Source organism: Inquilinus sp. Marseille-Q2685 (genome assembly GCF_916619195.1).
Taxonomy (GTDB): Bacteria; Pseudomonadota; Alphaproteobacteria; order DSM-16000; family Inquilinaceae; genus Inquilinus.
Genome location: NZ_CAKAKL010000002.1, coordinates 130855 through 151009, shown reverse-complemented (window position 1 = coordinate 151009; position 20155 = coordinate 130855). Strand labels below are relative to the sequence as shown.

General features: G+C 72.2%; 19 protein-coding genes. 6 read left to right on the top strand and 13 right to left on the bottom strand.

Annotated elements, in window-relative coordinates:
• Positions 1-14: 14 nt before the first annotated feature.
• The 3 genes from LG391_RS09620 to LG391_RS09610 form a co-directional block, all read right to left on the bottom strand.
• Entirely contained in the window at positions 15-491 is a 477-nt protein-coding gene (locus LG391_RS09620) for a carboxymuconolactone decarboxylase family protein (RefSeq protein WP_225767794.1), read from the bottom strand.
• A 98-nt stretch (positions 492-589) separates the two neighbouring features.
• Positions 590-2008, bottom strand: a complete 1419-nt coding sequence (locus LG391_RS09615; protein WP_225767793.1) for an amidase — start codon at positions 2006-2008, stop codon at positions 590-592.
• 54 nt (positions 2009-2062) lie between these two features.
• On the bottom strand, positions 2063-2347 hold the full coding sequence (locus LG391_RS09610) for a GNAT family N-acetyltransferase (RefSeq protein WP_225767792.1): 285 nt from the start codon (positions 2345-2347) through the stop codon (positions 2063-2065).
• Positions 2348-2444: 97 nt separating this feature from the next.
• Here LG391_RS09610 and LG391_RS09605 point away from each other — a divergent pair, with 97 nt between their 5' ends.
• The 3 genes from LG391_RS09605 to LG391_RS09595 all read left to right on the top strand — a co-directional run bounded on the left by LG391_RS09605 (position 2445) and on the right by LG391_RS09595 (position 6468).
• Positions 2445-3662, top strand: coding sequence for a putative DNA modification/repair radical SAM protein (locus LG391_RS09605; protein WP_374200736.1), 1218 nt, complete (start codon positions 2445-2447; stop codon positions 3660-3662).
• The gene (locus tag LG391_RS09600) at positions 3662-5089 is read left to right on the top strand and encodes a UdgX family uracil-DNA binding protein (RefSeq protein ID WP_225767790.1); all 1428 of its coding nucleotides are present in this window, start codon (positions 3662-3664) and stop codon (positions 5087-5089) included. Before LG391_RS09605 ends, LG391_RS09600 begins: the two co-directional genes overlap by 1 nt.
• Before the next feature lie 149 nt (positions 5090-5238).
• On the top strand, positions 5239-6468 hold the full coding sequence (locus tag LG391_RS09595) for a cyclopropane-fatty-acyl-phospholipid synthase family protein (protein ID WP_225767789.1): 1230 nt from the start codon (positions 5239-5241) through the stop codon (positions 6466-6468).
• Between the two features lie 9 nt (positions 6469-6477).
• Here the strand turns inward: LG391_RS09595 and LG391_RS09590 are convergent, their stop codons facing one another.
• The 3 genes from LG391_RS09590 to LG391_RS09580 form a co-directional block, all read right to left on the bottom strand.
• Complete coding sequence (locus LG391_RS09590; protein WP_225767788.1) at positions 6478-7401, bottom strand: alpha/beta hydrolase; 924 nt, start codon at positions 7399-7401, stop codon at positions 6478-6480.
• An 80-nt stretch (positions 7402-7481) separates the two neighbouring features.
• Entirely contained in the window at positions 7482-8666 is a 1185-nt protein-coding gene (locus LG391_RS09585) for an MFS transporter (RefSeq protein ID WP_225767787.1), read from the bottom strand.
• Between the two features lie 126 nt (positions 8667-8792).
• A complete protein-coding gene (locus tag LG391_RS09580) occupies positions 8793-9956 on the bottom strand; it encodes a GSCFA domain-containing protein (RefSeq protein ID WP_225767786.1) in 1164 nt (387 codons plus the stop codon).
• Between the two features lie 188 nt (positions 9957-10144).
• On the opposite strand from LG391_RS09580, the gene LG391_RS09575 reads away from it, so the two are divergent.
• A complete protein-coding gene (locus LG391_RS09575; protein ID WP_225767785.1) occupies positions 10145-11038 on the top strand; it encodes a LysR family transcriptional regulator in 894 nt (297 codons plus the stop codon).
• Between the two features lie 2 nt (positions 11039-11040).
• Here LG391_RS09575 and LG391_RS09570 read toward each other — a convergent pair whose 3' ends face one another.
• The 3 genes from LG391_RS09570 to LG391_RS09560 form a co-directional block, all read right to left on the bottom strand.
• On the bottom strand, positions 11041-11562 hold the full coding sequence (locus LG391_RS09570) for a GNAT family N-acetyltransferase (RefSeq protein WP_225767784.1): 522 nt from the start codon (positions 11560-11562) through the stop codon (positions 11041-11043).
• A complete protein-coding gene (locus LG391_RS09565) occupies positions 11559-12212 on the bottom strand; it encodes a glutathione S-transferase family protein (RefSeq protein WP_225767783.1) in 654 nt (217 codons plus the stop codon). The genes LG391_RS09570 and LG391_RS09565 overlap by 4 nt, the downstream gene beginning before the upstream one ends.
• Before the next feature lie 74 nt (positions 12213-12286).
• Positions 12287-13189 (bottom strand): LysR substrate-binding domain-containing protein, encoded by a 903-nt coding sequence (locus LG391_RS09560; RefSeq protein ID WP_225767782.1) that lies wholly within the window; start codon positions 13187-13189, stop codon positions 12287-12289.
• Between the two features lie 103 nt (positions 13190-13292).
• On the opposite strand from LG391_RS09560, the gene LG391_RS09555 reads away from it, so the two are divergent.
• Positions 13293-14495 carry an MFS transporter gene (locus LG391_RS09555; protein ID WP_225767781.1) on the top strand — a complete coding sequence of 401 codons (1203 nt, stop codon included), beginning with the start codon at positions 13293-13295 and terminating at the stop codon, positions 14493-14495.
• 23 nt (positions 14496-14518) lie between these two features.
• On the opposite strand, the gene LG391_RS09550 is transcribed toward LG391_RS09555, so the two are convergent.
• The 3 genes from LG391_RS09550 to LG391_RS09540 are packed head-to-tail and all read right to left on the bottom strand — an operon-like array spanning position 14519 to position 18616.
• Positions 14519-14701 carry a hypothetical protein gene (locus tag LG391_RS09550; RefSeq protein WP_225767780.1) on the bottom strand — a complete coding sequence of 61 codons (183 nt, stop codon included), beginning with the start codon at positions 14699-14701 and terminating at the stop codon, positions 14519-14521.
• Positions 14698-15294: a methylated-DNA--[protein]-cysteine S-methyltransferase gene (locus tag LG391_RS09545; RefSeq protein WP_225767779.1), complete on the bottom strand. Its 597-nt coding sequence runs from the start codon at positions 15292-15294 to the stop codon at positions 14698-14700. Before LG391_RS09545 ends, LG391_RS09550 begins: the two co-directional genes overlap by 4 nt.
• 52 nt (positions 15295-15346) lie before the next feature.
• Positions 15347-18616 (bottom strand): hypothetical protein, encoded by a 3270-nt coding sequence (locus LG391_RS09540; RefSeq protein ID WP_225767778.1) that lies wholly within the window; start codon positions 18614-18616, stop codon positions 15347-15349.
• 134 nt (positions 18617-18750) lie between these two features.
• Between LG391_RS09540 and LG391_RS09535 the strand changes: the two genes are divergently transcribed.
• Positions 18751-19503, top strand: coding sequence for an SIMPL domain-containing protein (locus tag LG391_RS09535; RefSeq protein WP_225767777.1), 753 nt, complete (start codon positions 18751-18753; stop codon positions 19501-19503).
• A gap of 126 nt (positions 19504-19629) precedes the next feature.
• Here LG391_RS09535 and LG391_RS09530 read toward each other — a convergent pair whose 3' ends face one another.
• Positions 19630-20079 carry a lytic transglycosylase domain-containing protein gene (locus tag LG391_RS09530; protein WP_225767776.1) on the bottom strand — a complete coding sequence of 150 codons (450 nt, stop codon included), beginning with the start codon at positions 20077-20079 and terminating at the stop codon, positions 19630-19632.
• Between the last annotated feature and the right edge of the window lie 76 nt (positions 20080-20155).

The window sequence follows — 20155 nt, the reverse complement described above, 5'->3', positions numbered from 1 at the left end:
GATCGCCCGAAACGTCAGGCGGCGGCCGCCCGCACGCTCTCCGCATCCGGCTTCGGCACGACGGCGAAACCGACATTCAGCCGGTTCCAGGCATTGATCGAGCATACGGCCAGGGTCAGGTCGACCAGCTCGCGGTCGCTGAACTGCGCCTTCGCCGCCTCGTAGACCGAGTCCGGCACCTGGCGGGTGTCGGCGACCAGGGTCAGCGCCTCGGCCCAGGCCAGCGCCGCCTGCTCGCGCGGGCTGAACAGGCCCTGCGCCTCGCGCCAGCCGGCCACGCAATCCAGCCGCTGCTGGCCCTCGCCGGCCGCGCGCAGCGCCTTGGCGTGCATGTCGAGGCAGTAGACGCAGCCGTTGATCTGCGACACGCGCAGGAACACCAGCTCCTGCAGGGTCGTGGGCAGGCCGCAGCCTTCGAGATAGGCGTGCACGCCCAGCTGGGCCTTCATGGCACCGGGCGAGGCGGCGGCCCAGTTGATTCGCTTGGACATTCGGAAGCTCCCGTCTTGAGGTCGGATCCACCCATCGGGCGGTCTCGACATCAAGACGAGGCAGCGTTCGCGGATGTGACAGGCCCTGCCAAAAATCGTCAGGCGACGTTCGGCACCGCGCGGCCGAAGCCGTTCCGCCCGGCCCAGGCCTCGATCGCCCGGGCGGCGGACAGCACTGCATGATCGCCGCGGCGGCGGCCGATGATCTGCAGGCCGAAAGGCAGGCCGGATTCGTCGCGGCCGAAGGGCAGCGCCACCGAGGGCAGGCCCGCCAGCGTCGGGCCATAGGCCAGCGCGAGCCAGTGGAAGTAGCTGGACAGGGCGGCGCCGTCGATCGCGGCCGGATACCAGTCCTGCCACGGGAAGGGCGGGTGGCCGGCGACCGGGCAGATCACCACGTCGACCCCGGAGAGGAAGGCGTCGGCGTCGCGGACGACGCGGGTCTGCACCGTCAGCGCGTCGGCCACGTCGGCGAGGCCGAGCTTCAGCCCGGCGGCGACATTGGCGGTGACGTTCGGCCCGACCTTGTCCGGCGTCGCCTCGACCTTCTCGCGATGCGCCGCGACGAAGCCGACGGCGCGCAGCGTGGCGAAGGCCTCGTCCACCCCGCTCATGTCGACGGCGAAATCGACGCTGCGGCCGACTGCCGGCTCCAGCGCCCGGCGGGCGGCGCGGAAGCTGCGGCGGACGCGGCTGTCGACCGGGGCGAAGCCGAGATCCTCGGTGAAGGCGACGGTCAGGCCGCCAAGATCGACCGTGTCGAGCGCCCGGAAGGCCGCGCCGTCGACGCCGAGCGACAGCGGGTCGCGCGGATCGTGGCCGACCATGGCGGACAGCAGCAGCGCCGCATCCGTCACCGTCCGCGCCATCGGCCCGTCGACCGACAGCGGCGACCAGCCATGGCCGCGGGTCTCGGTCGGGATCAGCCCCGGCGTCGGGCGGAAGCCGACGATGCCGCAATAGGCGGCGGGGGTGCGCAGGCTGCCGGCGAGGTCGGAGCCTGTGGCCAGCGGGACCATGCCGCAGGCCAGCGCCACCGCCGAGCCGCCGGAGGAGCCGGCGCAGGTCAGCTCGTGGTCGAAGGGGTTGCGGGTCGGACCGAACACCTCGTTGCGGGTGTTGGCGCCGGCGCCGAATTCCGGCGTGTTGGTCTTGGCCAGCACGATGGCGCCGGCCTGGCGCAGCACCGCCACCACCCGCTCGTCCGCCGCCGGCACGTTGTCGGCGAAGAGCGGCGAGCCATAGGCGGTCAGCAGCCCTTCGGTGTCGCTGAGGTCCTTGACCCCGATCGGCAGCCCGTGCAGCGGGCCGAGGGCGTCGCCGCGGCGCACCGCGGCCTCGGCCGCCCGCGCCTCGGCCCGGGCCCGGTCATAGGCCTTGGCAGTGATGGCGTTGACCGCCGGGTCCGCCGCCTCGATCCGGGCGATGCAGCTCTCGACCAGATCGACCGGCGAGACCTCCCCCGCCCCGATCAGGCGCCGCAGCTCCACCGCCTCGAGATCGCACAGCTCCGCCATTTTCGCCTCGCAGGTTTCTTGTCCGGCAAATCTGCGGGGCGGCGGCGGACAGCGTCAACCGCGATCGGCGGCGACCAGATCGGCGTCATCCGGGTGGCGCTCGATGAAGGCGGCGATGAACGGGCACAGCGGCCGGACCTTCAGGCCGGCGGCGCGGATCCGGTCCAGCGTGCCGCGCGCCAGGGCAGTGCCGACGCCGCGGCCCGACAGCACCTTCGGCACCTCGGTGTGAGTCAGCTCGACCACATCGCCGGCGCGGCGATAGGCGACGAAGGCGGTAACGCCGTCGATCGCCATCTCGTAGCGGCTCAGCGCCGGGTTGTCGGTGACCTCGGCCATGGATCTCTCCCCTGGATTCGCGATGGACAGTCTAGCGCGGCAACACGGCCGTTGACTCTCCACGCAATTAGAACAAATTAGCAACATGAGCCGAGCGATGACCCCCGAGGCCAAGCTGGAGATCCTGGCGGACGCCGCGAAATACGACGTGTCCTGCGCCTCCTCCGGCGCCGCCACCCGCGATTCGCGGGATGGCAAGGGGCTGGGCTCCACCAACGGCCGCGGCATCTGCCATTCCTACACGCCGGACGGGCGCTGCGTGTCGCTGCTGAAGATCCTGCTGACCAATTTCTGCCAGTACGACTGCGCCTACTGCATCAACCGGCGCAGCAGCAACGTCCGCCGCGCCCGATTCACGGTGGATGAGGTGGTCCGGCTGACCCTCGGCTTCTACCGGCGCAACTATATCGAGGGGCTGTTCCTGTCCTCCGGCATCATCCGCTCCGCCGACCACACGATGGAGCAGCTGGTCGAGGTGGCGCGCCGGCTGCGCGAGGAGCACGGCTTCCGCGGCTACATCCATCTGAAGACGATCCCGGAGGCGAGCCCGGAGCTGCTGGAAGTGGCCGGCCGCCACGCCGACCGGCTGTCGATCAACATCGAGCTGCCGACCGAGGACGGGCTGATCCGGCTGGCGCCGGAGAAGCGCAGCCGCACCATCCGCGGCGCCATGGGCCGGCTGCGGCTCGGGATCGAGGAGGCGGAGGCGGAGCCGAAGGCGCCCCGCTTCGCCCCCGCCGGGCAGAGCACGCAGCTGATCGTCGGCGCCGACGGGGCCGACGACAACGCCATCCTGGGAACCGTCGCCGGCCTCTATGCCGGCTACCGGCTGAAGCGGGTCTATTACTCCGCCTTCAGCCCGATCCCGGAGGCCAGCCAGAGCCTGCCGGCCAAGGCGCCGCCGCTGCAGCGCGAGCACCGGCTGTACCAGGCGGACTGGCTGATGCGCTTCTACGGCTTCGCGGCGGAGGAGATCCTGGCCGGCGCGCCGGACGGCATGCTGGATCTGGCGGTCGACCCCAAGCTGGCCTGGGCGCTGCGCCACCGCGACCGCTTCCCGGTCGACGTCAACCGGGCCGAGCGCGGCCTGCTGCTGCGCGTGCCCGGCCTGGGCGCGCGGACGGTGGACCGGATCATCGAGGCGCGCCGGATCCACCCGCTGCGGCTGGCCGATCTGGCCCGGCTGACCGGCGGGCTGAAGCGGGCCCTGCCCTTCATCGTCACGGCCGACCATCGCCCGACCCGGCTGCTGGACCGCGCCGACCTGCGCGCTCGGCTGGCGCCGAAGCCGGCCCAACTGTCGCTGTTCGCCTGATGCGCACGGTCCGGATCGCCCGTCCCGACGACCTCGACGCCTTCCGCCAGGCCGCCCGCGGCCTGATCGCCGCCGGCGCGGCGCCGGAGACCGTGTCCTGGCAGGAGGGCGAGGAAAATGCCCTGCCCTTCGGCGATCCGGCGCCGGAGGACGCGGCGGCCCCGCCGCTGGCCGTGCCGAAGCGGTTCCATGAGCTGGCGGAGCCGGTGATTTGCCACCGCGACCCGGAGCGCTTCGCCCTGCTCTACACCGCGCTGTGGCGGCTGGGGCATGGCGAGCCCCGCCTGCTGCAGGACCTCACCCATCCGCTGGCCCGGCGGCTGGAGCGGATGGCCGGCGCGGTCGACCGGGACGAGCACCGGATGACCGCCTTCCTGCGCTTCCGCCGGATCGAGGCGGAGGGCGGCGAGCGCTTCGTCGCCTGGTTCGAGCCGGAGCACCACATCCTGCGCCGGGCCGCGCCGTTCTTCATCGGCCGGTTCGCGGCGATGCGCTGGTCGATCCTGACGCCGGACGGGTCGCTGCACTGGGACGGAAGCGGACTGGCGATCGGCCCGGCGATGCGGCGCGAGGATGCGCCGGACGAGGACGGGCTGGAGGAGGCCTGGGGCCGCTACTACGCCGCCACCTTCAACCCGGCGCGCGCCAACCCGGCGATGCTGCGGGCGGAGATGCCGAAGCGCTACTGGCGCAACCTGCCCGAGGCCGCGTTGATTCCCGGGCTGCTGGACGGCGCCGCGGCCCGCACCCGGGCGATGATCGCGGCGCTGCCGGAGCCGCCGCGCAAGGCGATCCCGGCGCCGGACCTGCACGCCCCCGGCCCCGCCGGCACCCTGGCCGGGCTGGCGTCGGAGATCGCCGCCTGCCGCCGTTGCCCGCTGCACGGCCCGGCGACCCAGCCCGTTCTGGGCGAGGGGCCGCCGGACGCGCCGGTCGTCTTCGTCGGCGAGCAGCCGGGCGACCAGGAGGACTTGGCCGGCCGCGTCTTCGTCGGCCCGGCGGGGCAGCTGCTGGACCGGGCGCTGGCCGAGGCCGGGATCGACCGCGGCCGCATCTACGTCACCAACGCGGTGAAGCACTTCAAGTACCAGCTGCGCGGCAGGCGCCGCATCCACCAGCGCCCGGACAGCGGCGAGGTCGAGGCCTGCCGCTGGTGGGTGCAGCAGGAGCTGGGCCTGATCCGCCCGCGCCTGGCCGTGGCGCTGGGCGCGACCGCGGCGCGGGCGCTGTCCGACCATGCCGGGCCGCTGTCGGCGCTGCGCGGCCGGCCGCTGCGCTTCGGCGACGACCTGCCGGGGCTGGTCACGGTCCACCCATCCTACCTGCTGCGCCTGCCCGACGCGGCGGCGCGGGAGGCGGAGCATCGCCGCTTCGTGGCGGAGCTGGGCCAGGCGGCGGCGCTGGTGCCGGAGATCCGCCGCGGCTGATCGGCGGGATTCGACAAAAAGGGTACACAAATGTTCCCAGGCATGATCCAACTTTGCCCTTGGACAGGGGAATCGCCCCGGCATCCGGGTTCTCGGCCATGCCCGACCCGCGCCAGGCGGCGACGGATCAAACGAGAGATTTGGGCAGGATGTTCATCGCACTTCTGAAATCGATCGTCCGGGACGGCAGCCTGCGGGTGATCGACGCCGCCGGCGTCGCGCACAAGATCGGCGACGACTCGCCGCCCCGCGCCGTGATCCGGCTGAAGTCGCCGCGCCTGGCCTATACGCTGGCCCTGAACCCCGGCCTGGCGCTGGGCGAGGCCTATATGGACGGCCAGCTGACGGTCGAGGAGGGCTCGCTCTACGACTTCCTGGCGCTGGTGGCGCGGAACCTGAAGGTCGACCGCCATGGCTGGCTGGCGCTGATCGAGCGGGTGACCCGCGGGCTGAAGCAGCACAACCCGATCGGCAAGGCGCAGCGGAACGTCGCCCATCACTACGATCTGTCGGCCGAGCTGTACGACCTGTTCCTGGACGCAGACCGCCAGTATTCCTGCGCCTATTTCGCCACCCCCGAGGACAGCCTGGAGACGGCGCAGCTGAACAAGAAGCGGCACATCGCCGCCAAGCTGCTGTTCGACAAGCCGGGGCTGAAGACGCTGGACATCGGCTCCGGCTGGGGCGGGCTCGGCCTCTATCTCGCCCGCGAGGCCGGGGCGGACGTGACCGGCGTGACGCTGAGCACCGAGCAGCACAAGCTGAGCACGGCACGAGCGGCGGCGGCCGGGCTGGCCGACCGGGCGAAGTTCCACCTGCGCGACTATCGCCAGGAGCCCGGCCCCTACGACCGCATCGTCTCGGTCGGCATGTTCGAGCATGTCGGCAAGCGCAACTACGCCGAGTTCTTCGCCAAGCTGCACGACCTGCTGGCGGATGACGGCGTCGCGCTGATCCACACCATCGGCTATTCCGACACGCCGGGCCCGATCAACCCCTTCATCCGCAAATACATCTTCCCGGGTGCCGACCTGCCGACCCTGTCGGAGCTGGCGACGATGGCGGAGCGCAGCGGCCTGTTCATCACCGATGTCGAGGTGCTGCGCATCCACTATGCCGAGACGCTGCGGCACTGGCGCGAGCGCTTCATGGCCCGCTGGGCCGATGCGGCGAAGCTGTATGACGAGCGCTTCTGCCGGATGTGGGAGTTCTACCTGGCGCTGTGCGAGGTCGGCTTCCGCTACCGCACCACCGTGGTGTTCCAGCTGCAATTCGCCAAGCGCATCGACACCGTGCCGATCACCCGCGACTACATGGTCGACCGCGAGCGGCAGATGGCGCTGACCGACAGCATCGTGCCGCAGCGGGCCACAGCCTAGCTGCGCCGGTCAGGCGAAGCCGCGGCGCAGCGCCGCTGCGGCTTCGCGCAGCCCATCCTCCGCCGCATCGACCGCGCCCTGCATCAGCAGGAAATCATGCAGCTGGCCGGGCCAGCGCCGCAGCGCCACCGGCACCCCGGCGGCCTGCAGCGCCACGGCATAGGCCTCGCCCTCGTCGCGCAGCAGGTCGTATTCGGCGGTGAAGATGGTGGCAGGCGGCAGGCCGAAGAGGTCGGGCCGGCGCAGCGGCGACACGCGGGGGTCGGAAGCCAGGGCCGGATCCGGCAGGTACAGCCGCCAGAACCAGCGCATCATCGGTGCGGTCAGGATGAGCCCTTCCCCATGCAGGCGCCAGGACTCGGCTTCGGCGGCGGCGTCGAGCGCGGGGAACAGCAGCAACTGGTGGCATAGTGCCGGTCCTTCCGACCGGGATCGCTGCGCCAGAACGGCGGCGAAATTGCCGCCGGAGCTGTTGCCCGCCACCGCGATCCGTCCGGCGTCGCCGCCGATTTTCGCCGCGTTCCCGTGCACCCAGTCGAGCGCCGCTTCGGCGTCCCGCAGCCCGGCCGGGAAGGGCGCCTCCGGCGCCAGCCGGTAGTCGACCGAAACCACGAGGCTGCCGGCCCCGGCAGCCAAGGCGCGGCAGATGCCGTCGGTGGCATCCGGGCTGCCGATGGTGAAGCCGCCGCCATGCAGGAACAACGTGACCGGATACGGCCCGGCCCCATCCGGCCGGTAGAGCCGGAGGCCGAGCGGCCCGCCGGGACCGTCGATCGCCCGGTCCTCGACCCGAAGCCCGCCGGCCGGCGGGCCGGACGGCGCCGGGATGGCGAAGGCGGCGCGGAACTCCGCCGCCGTGACGGTATCGTAGTCGAAGGCCTGTGCGTCCCGGCGGGCGTCGAGCACGGCCTGGGCCTGGGGGTCGAGCGGCATCGGAAGCTCCAACGATTTCGGCAAGAGAAGACGCCCGCCCGGGGTCCGCGGGCCGTCTCGCATGAACAGTTCCGTGCGGATCAGGAGGCGCAGTCCGCGGCCGGGACCAGCGCGGGGGCGCGGCGGTCGAGCCGCAGGCTGACCATGGCCACCGCGACGCCGACCAGGGGCACCAGCGCCGCCACCCAGGGCACCGCGCCGAGACCGGGGCCGTGCTCGATCACCTGGCCGCCGAGCCAGGCGCCGATCGCGTTGCCGAGGTTGAAGGCGGCGATGTTGAAGCTGGACGCCAGGCTCTGGCCGGCGCCCTGCGCCTTCTCCATCACCCACATCTGCAGCGGCGCCACGGTGGCGAAGCCGGCGGCGCCGAGCAGGCCGACGAAGATCACCGCCAGGACGGTGCTGTGCACGGCGAAGGTCATCAGCCCCAGCACCGCGGCCAGGACCAGCATGCTGCCCAGCACGGTCGGCACCAGCCAGCGGTCGGCGAACCTGCCGCCCAGCAGGTTGCCGACCACGAGGCCGCCGCCGAACACCAGCAGGATCGGGGACACCGCCCGCTCCGACACGCCGGTGATCTGCGTCAGGATCGGCGCGATATAGGTGAAGACGGCGAAGACCGCGGCGAAGCCCAGCACGGTGGTCAGCAGGCCCAGCAGCACCGGACGGCGCGCCAGCACCTTCAGGTCCTGCCGCCAGTCGGAGTCCTCGGCCGGCGCTTCGTCCTTCGGCACGGCGAGGGCGATGATGGCCAGAGCGACGATGCCGACCGCGGTCACGGCCCAGAAGGTGGCGCGCCAGCCGAAGCCCTGGCCCAGCCAGGTGCCGAAGGGTACGCCCAGGATGTTGGCGACCGTCAGGCCGGTGAACATGATGGCGATGGCCGAGGCGCGCTTCTGCACCGGCACCAGGCCGGTGGCGACCACCGAGCCGACGCCGAAGAAGGTGCCGTGGGCGAAGGCGGTCAGCACCCGCGCCGCCATCAGCGTGGCGTAGTCGGGCGCCACCGCGCAGGCCAGGTTGCCGAGGGTGAAGATCACCATCAGCCCCAGCAGCACGGATTTCCGCGACATCCGGCCGGTCAGGGCGGTGAGGATCGGCGCGCCGGCGACGACGCCGAGCGCGTAGCCGCTGATCAGGAGGCCGGCGGTGGAGATCGAGACGCCGAGATCGGTCCCGACCTCCAGCAGCAGGCCCATGATGACGAATTCGGTGATGCCGATGCCGAAGGCACCGACCGCGAGGGCATAGAGGGCAACGGGCATGACGGCCACCTTGCAATGAGAACTCACCGCAAGATGGTCGCCGGGCCTGTCTTGGACTATGCTTCGGAAAATCCAATCAGCTGTGACGCAGGTTCAAAGACCGCGGCAAACATGGAGACGCCAGCCCTACTCCGCCGCGATCGCCGGGCCGGCGGCAGCGCGGCGCACAGCGATCCGCTGCTGCCGACGCTCCTCGCGGATCTTCGCCCGCTCCAGCTCGCGCCTCCGCTTCGCCAGCGCGACCCTGGCCGCCTTGCGCTCATCCGCCGTCTCGGCCTCCTCCAGCGCCACCGCGGCGTGGCCGAGCTGGCCGATCAGCCGGTCCTGGCGCTGGGCGTAGCGGAAGGAGGCCAGCAGCCCCTCGTCATCCAGCGCGGTCCGGCAGTAGTAGCGCTCGAACACCTTCATGTTGAAGTCGAGCACATGCGAATAGACGTGCCGCCGGTCGTCCCGCCACTGGTGGCTGAAGCCGTGCATGACGATGTCGTAGCTCGGGAAGTAGAACAGCCGCGGATCGTTCGGCGCGTTGCGGCGGAAGAACTCGTCCATCGCCGAGCGCAGGATCGCCTTCGACACCGCATTGGCCGACAGGCAGGTCACCGGCCGGAAGGTCGCGGTCAGCGGGATCGGCGACACCGTGAACAGCACCGCCGCATCCGGCCGGAAGGCGCGGATCAGCGCATGGATCGCCTGCAGGTTCTCCAGGGTCTCGGCATGGCTGGCAACCCGGAACTTGTGCCGCGACGGGTCGTATCTGTCCTTCGGCACCGCCCGCCAGAACACCTCGCCGGTCGGCTCGTCGTACCACACCTCCGACAGGCCGAGGGTGATGACGAACAGCTCCGCCTCGTCGAACAGCGCCTTGGTGCGCAGCCGGACGGCTTCGTCATAGCCGAATTCGGCGGCATCGTAGCCGTGCCACAGCTCGGCCTGCGGCGTCTTGCCCAGCCAGGCCCATTCGAACTGCTGGCGGATGGCGAAGGTGTTGACCATGCCGTCGCCCATCTTCGAGACATAGGCGAGGTTGTCGCGCTTGGTCAGCACGTTGAAGCCGGCCTTGTGCAGGTACCGGCTGATGTTCTCGGCGAAGCAGGAGCCGAAGGCGACGATCGGCGTCTCCTTGGTGACGAACCGATCCGCCGGCATCCAGCCCTTGGCAAGGTATTCGGAGACGACACTGCTGCGCTCGAGCGACTTGTCGCTGGGATAGAAATTCGTCGTCTCGCCACGGAAGAACGACGCGCTCGCCTTGCGTCGAACGCCGTCCTGTTCGATCACGATCGTCGACATCCTCTCCCCCGTTGTATCGGATCAGGCCCCGTCGCGCACGAAGCCGCCCACACTTCGGACTCTGCTTTGATGCAGTGCAGCATGGCACGCCCTGATCGCGAAATCTACCGTCGACTCGACATAAATTCATCGAAACCAGATTTCGAAGATTACGAAGAACAAATGTTAAGAATTCCCGCGAGAAAGCCATGAACATCAACCGGTCCGGCGAGATGGAAGTCTTCGCGCGGGTGGTGGAGGAGGGCAGCTTCTCCGCCGCCGCCCGGCGCCTCGGGCTGACTCCCTCCGCCGTCGCCAAGCTGATCGGGCGGCTGGAGGACCGGCTGGGGGTGCGCCTGCTGGCCCGTTCGACCCGCAGCCTGCGGCCGACGCCCGAGGGCGACCTGTTCTACGAGCAGGCCAGCCGCATCCTGGCCGACATCGCCGAGGCGGAGGCCGGCGTCTCCGGCTCGGCCGCGCCGCGGGGGCGGCTCAGGATCAGCGCCTCGATCCCCTTCGGCACGCATTGCGTGGTGCCGCTACTGCCGGAGTTCCGCGCCCGCTTCCCGGCGGTGACGCTGGATGTCAGCCTGACCGACGAGGTGGTCGACATCCTGGCCGAGCGCACCGACGTCGCCATCCGCCACGGGCCGCTGCGCGACAGCAGCCTGCAGGCCCGCAAGCTGGGCGCCAGCCGGCGCCTTCTGATCGCGGCGCCGTCCTATCTCGAGCGGCGGGGCACGCCGCGGACGCCCGCCGACCTGGCGGCGCATGACTGCCTGACCTTCAACTACCGGCGCAGCTTCACTGACTGGATCCTGGCCGGGCCGGAGGGGCCGCGGCCGATGCAGGTGACCGGGCCCCTGGTGGTCAACAACGGCGAGACGCTGCGCCAGGCGGTGCTGGCCGGGATGGGGATCGGCCGCACCGCCCTCTATCACATCAGGGACGACCTGGCCGCCGGCCGGCTGGTCGAGCTGCTGCCGGATTACGACCCGCGCGAGATGGAGGAGATCCACGCCCTGTTCCTGGGCCGCGGCACCATGCCGGCCCGGGTGCGCGCCTTCATCGACTTCCTGGTCGAGCGGCTGCGGTTCGACTGAGCCTACCCCCGCGCGGCCAGGGCCGCGAGGTCCTCCCAGGCGTAGAGCAGGTTGTGCGAGCGCCAGAGCGGGCCGGGGTCGGTGTAGGCGCCGATCCGGCGGCCGCCCTGCGCCTCGTAGAAGGCGATCGCCGGGTCGTTGCCGGCCACCACGCCGAGGCCGAGCGCCGCATAGCCCCGCTCGGCCAGCGCGGCGGCCAGGGCGGCGAGCAGCCGGCGGCCAATGCCGCGGCGGGCGAAGCTGCGCCCGACATAGAGATACTTCACCTCGCCCCGGTCGCCGAAGGCCGGGTCGCCGGGCGGCCCGGCCAGGCCGAAGCCGGCCAGCGCGCCGTCGATCTCCGCCACCAGGGCGATCTGCGCCGGATCGGCCAGGATCGCCTCCCACCGCGCCTGGCGGCGGGCGACGTCGAGCGCGGCCGCAGCCTCGGGCGGCGCCAGGTCGCGGTAGGTGTCGCGCCAGACCGCGACATGCAGCGCCGCCAGGGCCGGCGCGTCGGCAGGAACGGCGGGGCGCAGGATCATGCCGCCGCCGGCGCCGCGTCCTGGGCCTGGGCGCGCTGCAGCGCCGGACGCGCGGCCAGCGTGGCGAGATAGGCGGAGAGCGTCGGCGTCTCCGGCAGCTTGCCCCAGCCGTGCAGCCACTGCAGCAGCGACCCGATCAGCACGTCGGCGGCGCTGAACCGCTCGCCGAGCAGATAGGGGCCGCCGGCCTGCAGCGCCGACTCGACCCGCCGCAGCGCCTCGGGGAAGGGGCACCAGCCGATGGTGCTGGCCGGCGGCTCCTCCCGCCGCGGGAACACCGAATCGGACAGGGCAGGCTCGAGCACCGAGGGGCAGTAGCCGATCCAGGTGGCATAGGCAGCGCGCTCGCGCGAGCCGACCGGCGGGGCGAGGCCGGCCTCGGGCACGGCGTCGGCGACATAGGCGCAGATCGCGGCGCTTTCGGTCACCACCGCCGGCGGCGACCAGTCCCCGGCCGGGCCGCGGTCGATCAGCGCCGGCACCTTGCCGGCCGGGTTGATGGCGAGATAGGCGGGGTCCTTGTGCGTCGCCTTGGCGAAATCGTGCAGCGCGATGTCGAAGGGCACCCCGGTCTCCTCCAGCAGCCACAGGATGCGGGCGGAGCGGGAGCGCGGCGCATGGTGCAGGGTGAAGCGCGGCGTGGTCGTCATGGCCGAAGGTCCTCCCCGAGGATGTCGTCAGGCGCGGCAGTGAACCACAGATGCCGCATGTGAAGCGAGAGGGCTCAGCCGGGCTCGCCCGGCGCCTCCCCGGCCTCGCGCACCTCCTCGGCAAGCCAGGCGCGGAAGGCGGCCAGCTTCGGCGTCCGCCATGCCGCGGGGCGGGCGGCGACGTAATAGGCGAAGCGCGTCGGCCAGGGCCGGTCGAGCGCCAGGACCAGGCGGCCGGCGGCGATCTCCTCCTCGACATAGAGGTCGCGGATCAGCGCCAGCCCCTGGCCGGCGATCGCCGCCCGCACCAGCAGCAGGTCGCTGTCGAAGGCGGGGCCACGCTCGGCCCGCGGGTCCTCGATCCCCTGCGCCGCCAGCCACAGCCGCCAGTCGGCCCGGTCGCCGTCCTGCAGCAGCGGATAGGCCAGGCAGTCCGCCGGCCCGGCGATTGGCGGGCCGCAGCGCAGCAGCCCGGGGCTGGCGACCGGCAGCAGGCGCGGGGCCAGGAGGGGCTCGGAGACGAGACCCGGCCACTGGCCGAGGCCGTGGCGCAGCACCACGTCGACCCGGCCGAGGTCGGACAGCGCGGTCGTCGCCTCGACCCGCACCTCGATGCCGGGATGGCGGGCGGTGAAGCGGCCCAGCCGCGGCACCAGCCAGGAGGCGGCGAAGGCCGGCGCGGTGCTGACCGTCAGCGTCTCCCGCCGCCCCTCCGCCGCCAGCAGGTCGAGCGCCTCGGCCAGCTGGTCGAAGCCGCGCTGGACCAGTGGATGCGCCCGGGCGCCGGCTTCGGTCAGGCGGATGCCGCGACGATCGCGCACGAACAGCGCCAGCCCCAGCCGTTCTTCCAGCAGCTTGAGCTGCTGGCTGACCGCGCCCGGGGTCACGCCCACGGCCTCAGCGGCCGCCTTGACGCTGCCGCGTCGGCCGATCTCGGCATAGGCCCGGAGGCCGAGGAGGGGGAGCGGTCCCGTCATGCCTCCGGTTTAGCCCTTCTAAACCCGAACCGCACGGAATCTCGTTTGCCTGGCTGCTGCCGGCCCGGCGAGACTTCAGCCGATCTGTGCAGGGAGCAACATCATGCGGGAACGGGCGCCGGGCGGCCGCTGGGTCCTGGTCGGCATCGGCTTCGCGGCGCTGGCGCTGTCCTTCTCGGTCCGCGCCGTGCTGGGGTTGTCGATGCCGGCGATCGAGGCGGAGCTGGGCTGGGACCGCAGCTTCCTGTCCGGCGCCAGCGCGCTGGCGCTGTGCGTGATGGCGGCGATGGCGCCGCTGATGGGCGCCGCGGTCGACCGCCACGGCCCGCGCCGCCTGCTGGCCGGCGGCCTGCTGCTGATCGCCGCCGGCGCCGCGATCGTCGCCACGGGACGCTCCACCGTCCTGTTCCTGATCGGCTTCGGCCTCGTCGCCGCGATCGGCTTCACCGCGGTCGGCACCAACATCGTCGCCGCGGCGGTGGCCCGGCGCTTCAGCGAGGGCCGCGGCCTGGCCACCGGCATCGCCACCGCCGGCGCCACGGCGGGACAGCTGGTGCTGGTGCCGCTGGTGGCGCTGCTGGCGGCGGGCGCGGCGTGGCGCGGCGGCTTCGCCGCCATGGCCGCCGCGTGCCTGGCGCTGGGCCTCGCCGCCTGGGCGGCGCTGCGCGGCGAGCCGAAGCCGGCGGCGCCGTCGCGGCAGGAGGCCGATGCCGGCGGGCCGGCGGCGCTGCTGCGCAGCCCGGTGTTCCACCTGCTGTTCTGGAGCTTCGCCATCTGCGGCTTCACCACCACCGGGGTGATCGAGACGCATCTGCTGCCCTTCGCCGCCCTGTGCGGCTTCCCGCCCCTGCCCAGCGCCACCGCCTACGGCGTGCTGTCGGCGGTGAACCTGGCCGGGATGGTGCTGGCCGGATGGCTGACCGACCGGATCGACCGGCCGCTGCTGCTCGGCGTGATCTACCTGGCCCGGGCCGCCAGCTTCGTCCTGCTGATCGGCCTCGGCCCCGACATCCGCTGGCTCTACGTCTTCGCGGTGGTGTTCGGCTTGTTCGACTATTCGACCGTGCCGGTCACGGTCAGCCTGGCGGCGAGCCATCTCGGCACCGCGCGACTAGGCCTGGCGATGGGGCTGATCTCGGCCGGCCACGCCACGGGCGGGGCGCTCGGCGCGTTCCTGGGCGGGGTGGTGTTCGACCGCTTCGCCGACTATGCGCCGCTCTGGGCCGGCTCGATCGGCCTCGCCGTCCTGGCCGGCCTCCTGGCCCTGGCGTTGCCCCGCCGGGCGCCACAGCCGGCGGCGGCGTGAAGGGTTTGGGCGGAAGGTGAAGACTACTTATGACAGACAGGCATTGGCAGTTCGTCTTCAGTGCCCCAACTGGCAAGCCATTCCTGAACCTCCTCCGCAGTGAGGTGAAGCCCGGTCGCCTGGAACTCCGCCCAGGCTTCAAGCGCGTCCTGACGAAACGACTCGCGCCTCTTCTCCCGGTCGTCCCTCTGCGTCATCTCGGTCATGCAGGCTGGCTCCTCCGCCTCATCGCGTTTGTCACCTGATCATCGATCGGCAAGACCAGCGTCGCCGGCCTCGCACCCTCCAGCTCCAGCAGCGCCGCCTTGCGGTGCAGGCCGCCGCCATAGGCGGTCAGGGTGCCGTCGCTGCCGACCAGGCGGTGGCAGGGCACCACCACCGAGATCGGGTTGGCGCCGTTGGCGGCGCCGACCGCACGTGCCGCCTGTGGCCGGCCGAGCTGCAGCGCCAGGTCGCGATAGGTCAGGGCCGTGCCGCAGGGGATGGCGCAGAGCGCCGCCCAGACCCGGCGCTGGAACGGCGTGCCGAAGGGCGCCAGGGGCAGGTCGAACACCCGGCGGCGGCCGGCGAAGTATTCGGCCAGTTGGTCCGCGATCGGACGCAGCGCGGCGGGGTCGGCCGGACCGGTCTGCAGCCCCTCCCGGGCCAGGCGGCGCTGGCTGAAGGTCGGGGTGCCGTCGGTGTCCTCGAAATCGAGGCCGACCAGGGCGCCGGCGGCATCGACCAGGGCCAGCATCGGGCCGAGCGGCGTGTCGACCGGCCCGGCGGTGATCGGCGGAACGGGATCGGCGAAGGTCATGGCCGCATCCCAGCCGGCAACGGCAGCGCCGGCAACCCGGATCTTGCGGCGCTCATGCCCCGGCGGGCCGGCCGTAGCGCCGCCGCTCCCCGCCCCGCACCAGCTCCACCGCCAGGTCCGGATGGCCGGATGGCAGCAGCGGGTCGAGGATCCGCTCGCCGAAGCTGCGGCGCAGCCCGAAGACGTGGCGCAGCATCAGGTTGGTGGTCAGACCCGGCCCGCTGGAATAGACCCGCCAGCCGCCATCCGCGGCGATCGCCCCCTGCTTCACCAGCGCCCAGTCGGCGCCGGCGGCGTAGCGGTCGGCGAAGGCGGCGTCGCTGGAGCTGAAATAGGCGTTGCGCTGGCGCGGCGTCGCATTCGGCCCCCCCTCGGTCGACGCCCCCGGGCTGGCCTGCAGCAGGATCCGCCACACCGCGTCCGCCTCGCCATGCGCCGCCATCGCCTCGCCGGCGCGGAGATGGGCATGGGTGTACATCAGCCCGATCTCGCGGCCGAAGAAGGCGGCGGATTCGGCCCGGCGGAACAGGGTCTCGCCCCCGCCGCGATAGGTCACCGGCCGGTCCATCAGCCGGATGCCGTCCGGGAAGGTCAGGTGCTCGCGGATCAGCCCGAGATGGCGCTCGACCGCCTCGCCCGCGAACAGCCCGGCGATCAGCGCCCGCTTCATCGGCAGCAGCGAATAGTGCAGCCCGGTGCGGGTGTCGTCCGGATGCAGCAGCAGCTCGGCCACGGTCCCGTCGGGGTTGAACACGGCATAGCCGGCCAGGACGCCGTCGCGCACCAGGTGGCGCTGCAGGTCCCAGTGCATCGCCCCGGCCAGCGCCTCGATCTCGCGCGCCTTGGCCGACCGGCCCGCATGGTCCAGCACCCCGGCCCAGCGGCCGAGCTGCTGGATCAGCAGGGCGACGGTCCAGGCGCTGACCATCCAATCGCGCAGATGCGGGTCGACCGGCTGCAGCGAATCGTTCCAATCGCCCTCGCCGTAACGCAGCAGGCAGGTGCCGGGGATGAACCGCTCCTGCACCACCGCGACGATGCGATCGATATGGGCCGAGACCGGGTCGCGGCGTTCGGTGCGGGTGAAGTCCTGCTCGTTGCGCCAGGCCACGGGCTCGTCCAGGAAGGCCATGTCACCGGTGGCTTCGACGTAGTCGCACAGCGCCTTCAGCGGCCAGACGATGACGTCGCCATGGGCATGCCGGTCCTGGATCGGCGAATACGGCTCCAGCATGAACCATTGCGGCCAGTCGCCCCGGCCTTCGTATTGCTGGGCGAAGACCGTGCGCAGCACCTCCTTGGCCGCGGCGTCGTGCTCCAGCGCCAGCAGGAACTCGACCGAGCCCTGGCAGACGTCGCGCGTGCCCCAGGCGCCGCCGGTGTACTGCTCCAGCCCGTGCGGCACGGTCAGGTGGATCATCGCGTCATGGGCCAGCCAGGGGAAGGCGGCGTCCAGCGCCGCGCCTTCCGACCCGCCGCCGATGACCCGCAGGCCCCGCGTGACTTCGCCCCAGTGGGCGTTGGCCGAGCCCAGCATCTCGTCGAAGGACACGCCGGCGGCATAGCGGTCGGCCAGGGCTGCCGCCGCGGCGGGGTCAGTCAATGAGCCGGTGACGGCGAAGCCGAAGCCGGTCACGGCACCGGTGCGCAGCGCGACATATCCGCCGCCGCGCCCCTGCCCGTCGGCATAGAGCAGCTCGTCGCCGCCGACCGCCTCGATCGCCTCGGGAGTCGGCGTCACCAGGTGGTAGACCGAGTCGGGATAGCGCTGGCCCCACAGCCAGTCGGGGTCGGGGCGGAAGGCGATGCGCCTGGCAGCGGCGTCGATCGACACCCGACCGGCCTGCTCCAGCTCGCGCTCGCCGAGCACGAGATGGCCGAGGACCAGGAAGCGGCAGGGCGCGCCCTCGACCTCCACCCGCCACTGCATCGCCGTATCGGCGCCGGAGACGGCGGCACGGACGGTCACGGTGCGGCCGCCGAAGCGGTAGATCCAGCGGACCTCCGCCAGCCCCATCTCGAAGGCCGACGGCACGGAGAGCAGGCGCCAGCCTCCCCCGGCGTCGACCAGGATGCGCAGGCCGGAGGCGCGGGTGATGTTGTAGGGTTCGCGCGAGACCGAGAACAGCTTGTGGAACGAGGTGTTGCCGACGGTCAGCTGGGCGGCGAAGACGCCATGCGCCCAGACCGTGGCGCAGAGCAGGTCGTCGGCCGGCAGCAGCGCCGCGCCCGACCGCAGCAGCGCGCCGTGGCGGCGGCGCAGCCCCAGCTCCTTCACCCGCAGCGCGACGTGACGGTTCAGGTCGCCCTCCTCCACGAAGAAGGATTGCAGCGCGCCGCCCCGCGTCTCCTCCAGCCGCCGGGCCGGCCAGAGGCGGTCGAGCGCGGCGGCATCGAGATCCTCGGCCACCAGCGGCGGCGCGTCCTGCAGCAGGCCGCGCACCGGGGTCTCCAGCGCCACCTCGGCCGGGCGGAAGGCTTCCGCGGCCTGCAGCGCCCGGTCGACCACGGCCAGGTCGGCGTCCGCGGACGCAGCCTTGTGGTCGGGCACGAACAGGCCGAAGAAGCTCCAGGCCGCCTTCGCGCCCGGCGCCAGTGCGACGGGGGCGGAGGCGATGGCCGGGCAGGCAACCTCGTGCTGCAGCCGCTCGCCCGGCAGCGCGCCGGCCACCTCGGCCCGGTCGCGGAAGCCGGGGCCGAAGCTCTGCGCCGCGTCGGTGGCGAAGCCGGCCGCGCCCTGCAGGCAGCCATGCGCCACCCAGGGGATCCGGCCGCTTTGGGCCAGGGCCTGGCGGCTCATCACCACCGGCCCGAGGCGCGGATGCCGGGCGATGTGGTGGTCGATGTATTGCGAGGCATAGGCCTCGTTGTTCATCAGGAAGCCGCGGCTGCCGAGGCCGATATCCTGCAGCAGCACCGCCGAGACCCCGGCCGCGGCCGTCCCCTTGTTCTCGACCTCGACCCGCCACAGCCAGAGATCGGCGTCCGGCGCCAGCCACAGGGTGACGCGATGCGCCAGGCCTTCGGCCTCTCCGGCCCAGACGAATCGGTCCGGCCCTATTCCCACCCGCAGCCACGCCGCCGGTCCGACCGCCTCGACCGCGCGGCCTTCGCCGAGCCGCAGCAGCAGCCGGCCGATGCCGCCGGCGATCGGCGATCCCAGGACCTGGTTGACCAGCACCGGGTCGCTCTTGTCGTCCGCCCGGTGCGACAAGGTAAAGAGCGTGCCGTTCGGCAGCAGGGCGGCGGCGAGGCCGGTGCGGTTGGCGATCCGCCGCAGCCCGAGATCGGCGTCGCGCGGCAGGATGAAGTCGGCCGTCATGTTCGTTCCCTCCGTCCGGGAATCCCTTCTACCCCGGCCCGGAGCCGCTGCCTATGGGACCCGATGCCTGCCTTGGCCTCGTCGCAATTCGCCCCTCTACTGCGCCTCAACCGCAACCCTTTCGGGATTCGACCATGACCCGATTCCGTTCCAGCCTGCTCGCCGCCGCCCTGCTCGCCGCCGTGGCGGTGCCGGCCACGATCGCCGCCACGGCGCCGGCCCTGGCCGCCGAGGCCGCCGCCCAGACCCTGTCCCTGGCCGGCGAGGGCAGCGCCAGCGCTGTGCCGGACCAGGCCACCGTCACCAGCGGCGTCACCAGCGAGGGCAAGACCGCGCGCGAGGCCGTGGACGCCAACAGCAAGGCCATGGGCGCGCTGATCGACGCCTTCAAGAAGGCCGGCATCCAGCCCGCCGACCTGCAGACCAGCGGCTTCTCGGTGCAGCCGCGCTACACCAATTCCGGCGGCGGGCTGTCCTCGTCCGGCGGCTCGGACGAGCCGCCGCGGATCGACGGCTACGAGGTGCGCAACCAGGTGTCGGTCCGGATCCGCGACCTGACCAAGCTGGGCGCGATCCTGGACACCGCGGTCGAGGCCGGATCGAACCAGATCGACGGCGTCAACTTCGGCCTGGCCGACCCGACGCCGGTGCTGGACAAGGCGCGCGAGGCCGCGGTGGCGGACGCCAGGCGCAAGGCCGAGCTGATCGCCAAGGCCGCCGGCGTGAAACTGGGCCGCATCGTGACGATCGTCGAATCCGGGGCCGACCAGGGCCCACGCCCGATGATCGCCGCCTATGCCATGGAGAAGGCGGCCGCCGTGCCGATCCAGGCCGGCGAGAGCGAGTTCACCGCCCGCGTGACCGTGACCTGGGAGATCGCGCAGTAGGCGTCGAACCACACTCAAGATCGTCATGGCGAGCCCCGAAGGGGCGTGGCCATCCAGGGCCGCTCGCATCGGCCCCTGGTGGCCACGGCGCTGCGCGCCTCGCCATGACGAATTGAGCGTTGTCCTTCACTGCCCCTGGATGACGTGGATCGCCTCGTACACGCGGCGGACCTGGTCGGCATAGGGGCGGCCCGCCGCCAGGTTGTCCGGCCCGGCATTGTAGGCGGCGACGGCGGACCAGATGTCGTCGCCGCCGGTGGCGGCGCGCATCTCGCGCAGGATCTCGCCGCCGACCAGGAGGCAGACGCAGCGGTCGGCCAGCAGCGCGTCGCGGGTGACGCCGAGCGCGGCCAGGCGGGGATAATGGATCGAGTTGATCTGCATCATGCAGACATCCTCGCTGCCGTTGCTGTTCGACGCGTTCACCGCCTGCTGGCGCCAGCGCGTCTCAACATAGGACATGGCCAGGATCAGCTCGGTCGGCACCCCGGCCTGCAGGGCCGCGCGGGCCATGCAGTCGCCGGCCGAGGCCGGCCCCGGCAGCAGCGCCAGCGCCGCGACTGCCGCGGCGGCCACCCGTCCGTTCCATCGTCCCCCGTGAGCCATCGGACCCCGCCTGCTGCGCCGTCGGAAGGCCCCGAAGCCTATACCA

Coding starts and splice junctions, on each gene's coding strand:
- LG391_RS09565 (WP_225767783.1), bottom strand. CDS start 12,212: ATGACGACCACGCCGCGCTTCACCCTGCACCATGCGCCGCGCTCCCGC.
- LG391_RS09585 (WP_225767787.1), bottom strand. CDS start 8,666: ATGCCCGTTGCCCTCTATGCCCTCGCGGTCGGTGCCTTCGGCATCGGC.
- LG391_RS09620 (WP_225767794.1), bottom strand. CDS start 491: ATGTCCAAGCGAATCAACTGGGCCGCCGCCTCGCCCGGTGCCATGAAG.
- LG391_RS09615 (WP_225767793.1), bottom strand. CDS start 2,008: ATGGCGGAGCTGTGCGATCTCGAGGCGGTGGAGCTGCGGCGCCTGATC.
- LG391_RS09575 (WP_225767785.1), top strand. CDS start 10,145: ATGAACATCAACCGGTCCGGCGAGATGGAAGTCTTCGCGCGGGTGGTG.
- LG391_RS09545 (WP_225767779.1), bottom strand. CDS start 15,294: ATGACCTTCGCCGATCCCGTTCCGCCGATCACCGCCGGGCCGGTCGAC.
- LG391_RS09580 (WP_225767786.1), bottom strand. CDS start 9,956: ATGTCGACGATCGTGATCGAACAGGACGGCGTTCGACGCAAGGCGAGC.
- LG391_RS09535 (WP_225767777.1), top strand. CDS start 18,751: ATGACCCGATTCCGTTCCAGCCTGCTCGCCGCCGCCCTGCTCGCCGCC.
- LG391_RS09550 (WP_225767780.1), bottom strand. CDS start 14,701: ATGACCGAGATGACGCAGAGGGACGACCGGGAGAAGAGGCGCGAGTCG.
- LG391_RS09595 (WP_225767789.1), top strand. CDS start 5,239: ATGTTCATCGCACTTCTGAAATCGATCGTCCGGGACGGCAGCCTGCGG.
- LG391_RS09590 (WP_225767788.1), bottom strand. CDS start 7,401: ATGCCGCTCGACCCCCAGGCCCAGGCCGTGCTCGACGCCCGCCGGGAC.
- LG391_RS09600 (WP_225767790.1), top strand. CDS start 3,662: ATGCGCACGGTCCGGATCGCCCGTCCCGACGACCTCGACGCCTTCCGC.
- LG391_RS09605 (WP_374200736.1), top strand. CDS start 2,445: ATGACCCCCGAGGCCAAGCTGGAGATCCTGGCGGACGCCGCGAAATAC.
- LG391_RS09610 (WP_225767792.1), bottom strand. CDS start 2,347: ATGGCCGAGGTCACCGACAACCCGGCGCTGAGCCGCTACGAGATGGCG.
- LG391_RS09560 (WP_225767782.1), bottom strand. CDS start 13,189: ATGACGGGACCGCTCCCCCTCCTCGGCCTCCGGGCCTATGCCGAGATC.
- LG391_RS09540 (WP_225767778.1), bottom strand. CDS start 18,616: ATGACGGCCGACTTCATCCTGCCGCGCGACGCCGATCTCGGGCTGCGG.
- LG391_RS09570 (WP_225767784.1), bottom strand. CDS start 11,562: ATGATCCTGCGCCCCGCCGTTCCTGCCGACGCGCCGGCCCTGGCGGCG.
- LG391_RS09555 (WP_225767781.1), top strand. CDS start 13,293: ATGCGGGAACGGGCGCCGGGCGGCCGCTGGGTCCTGGTCGGCATCGGC.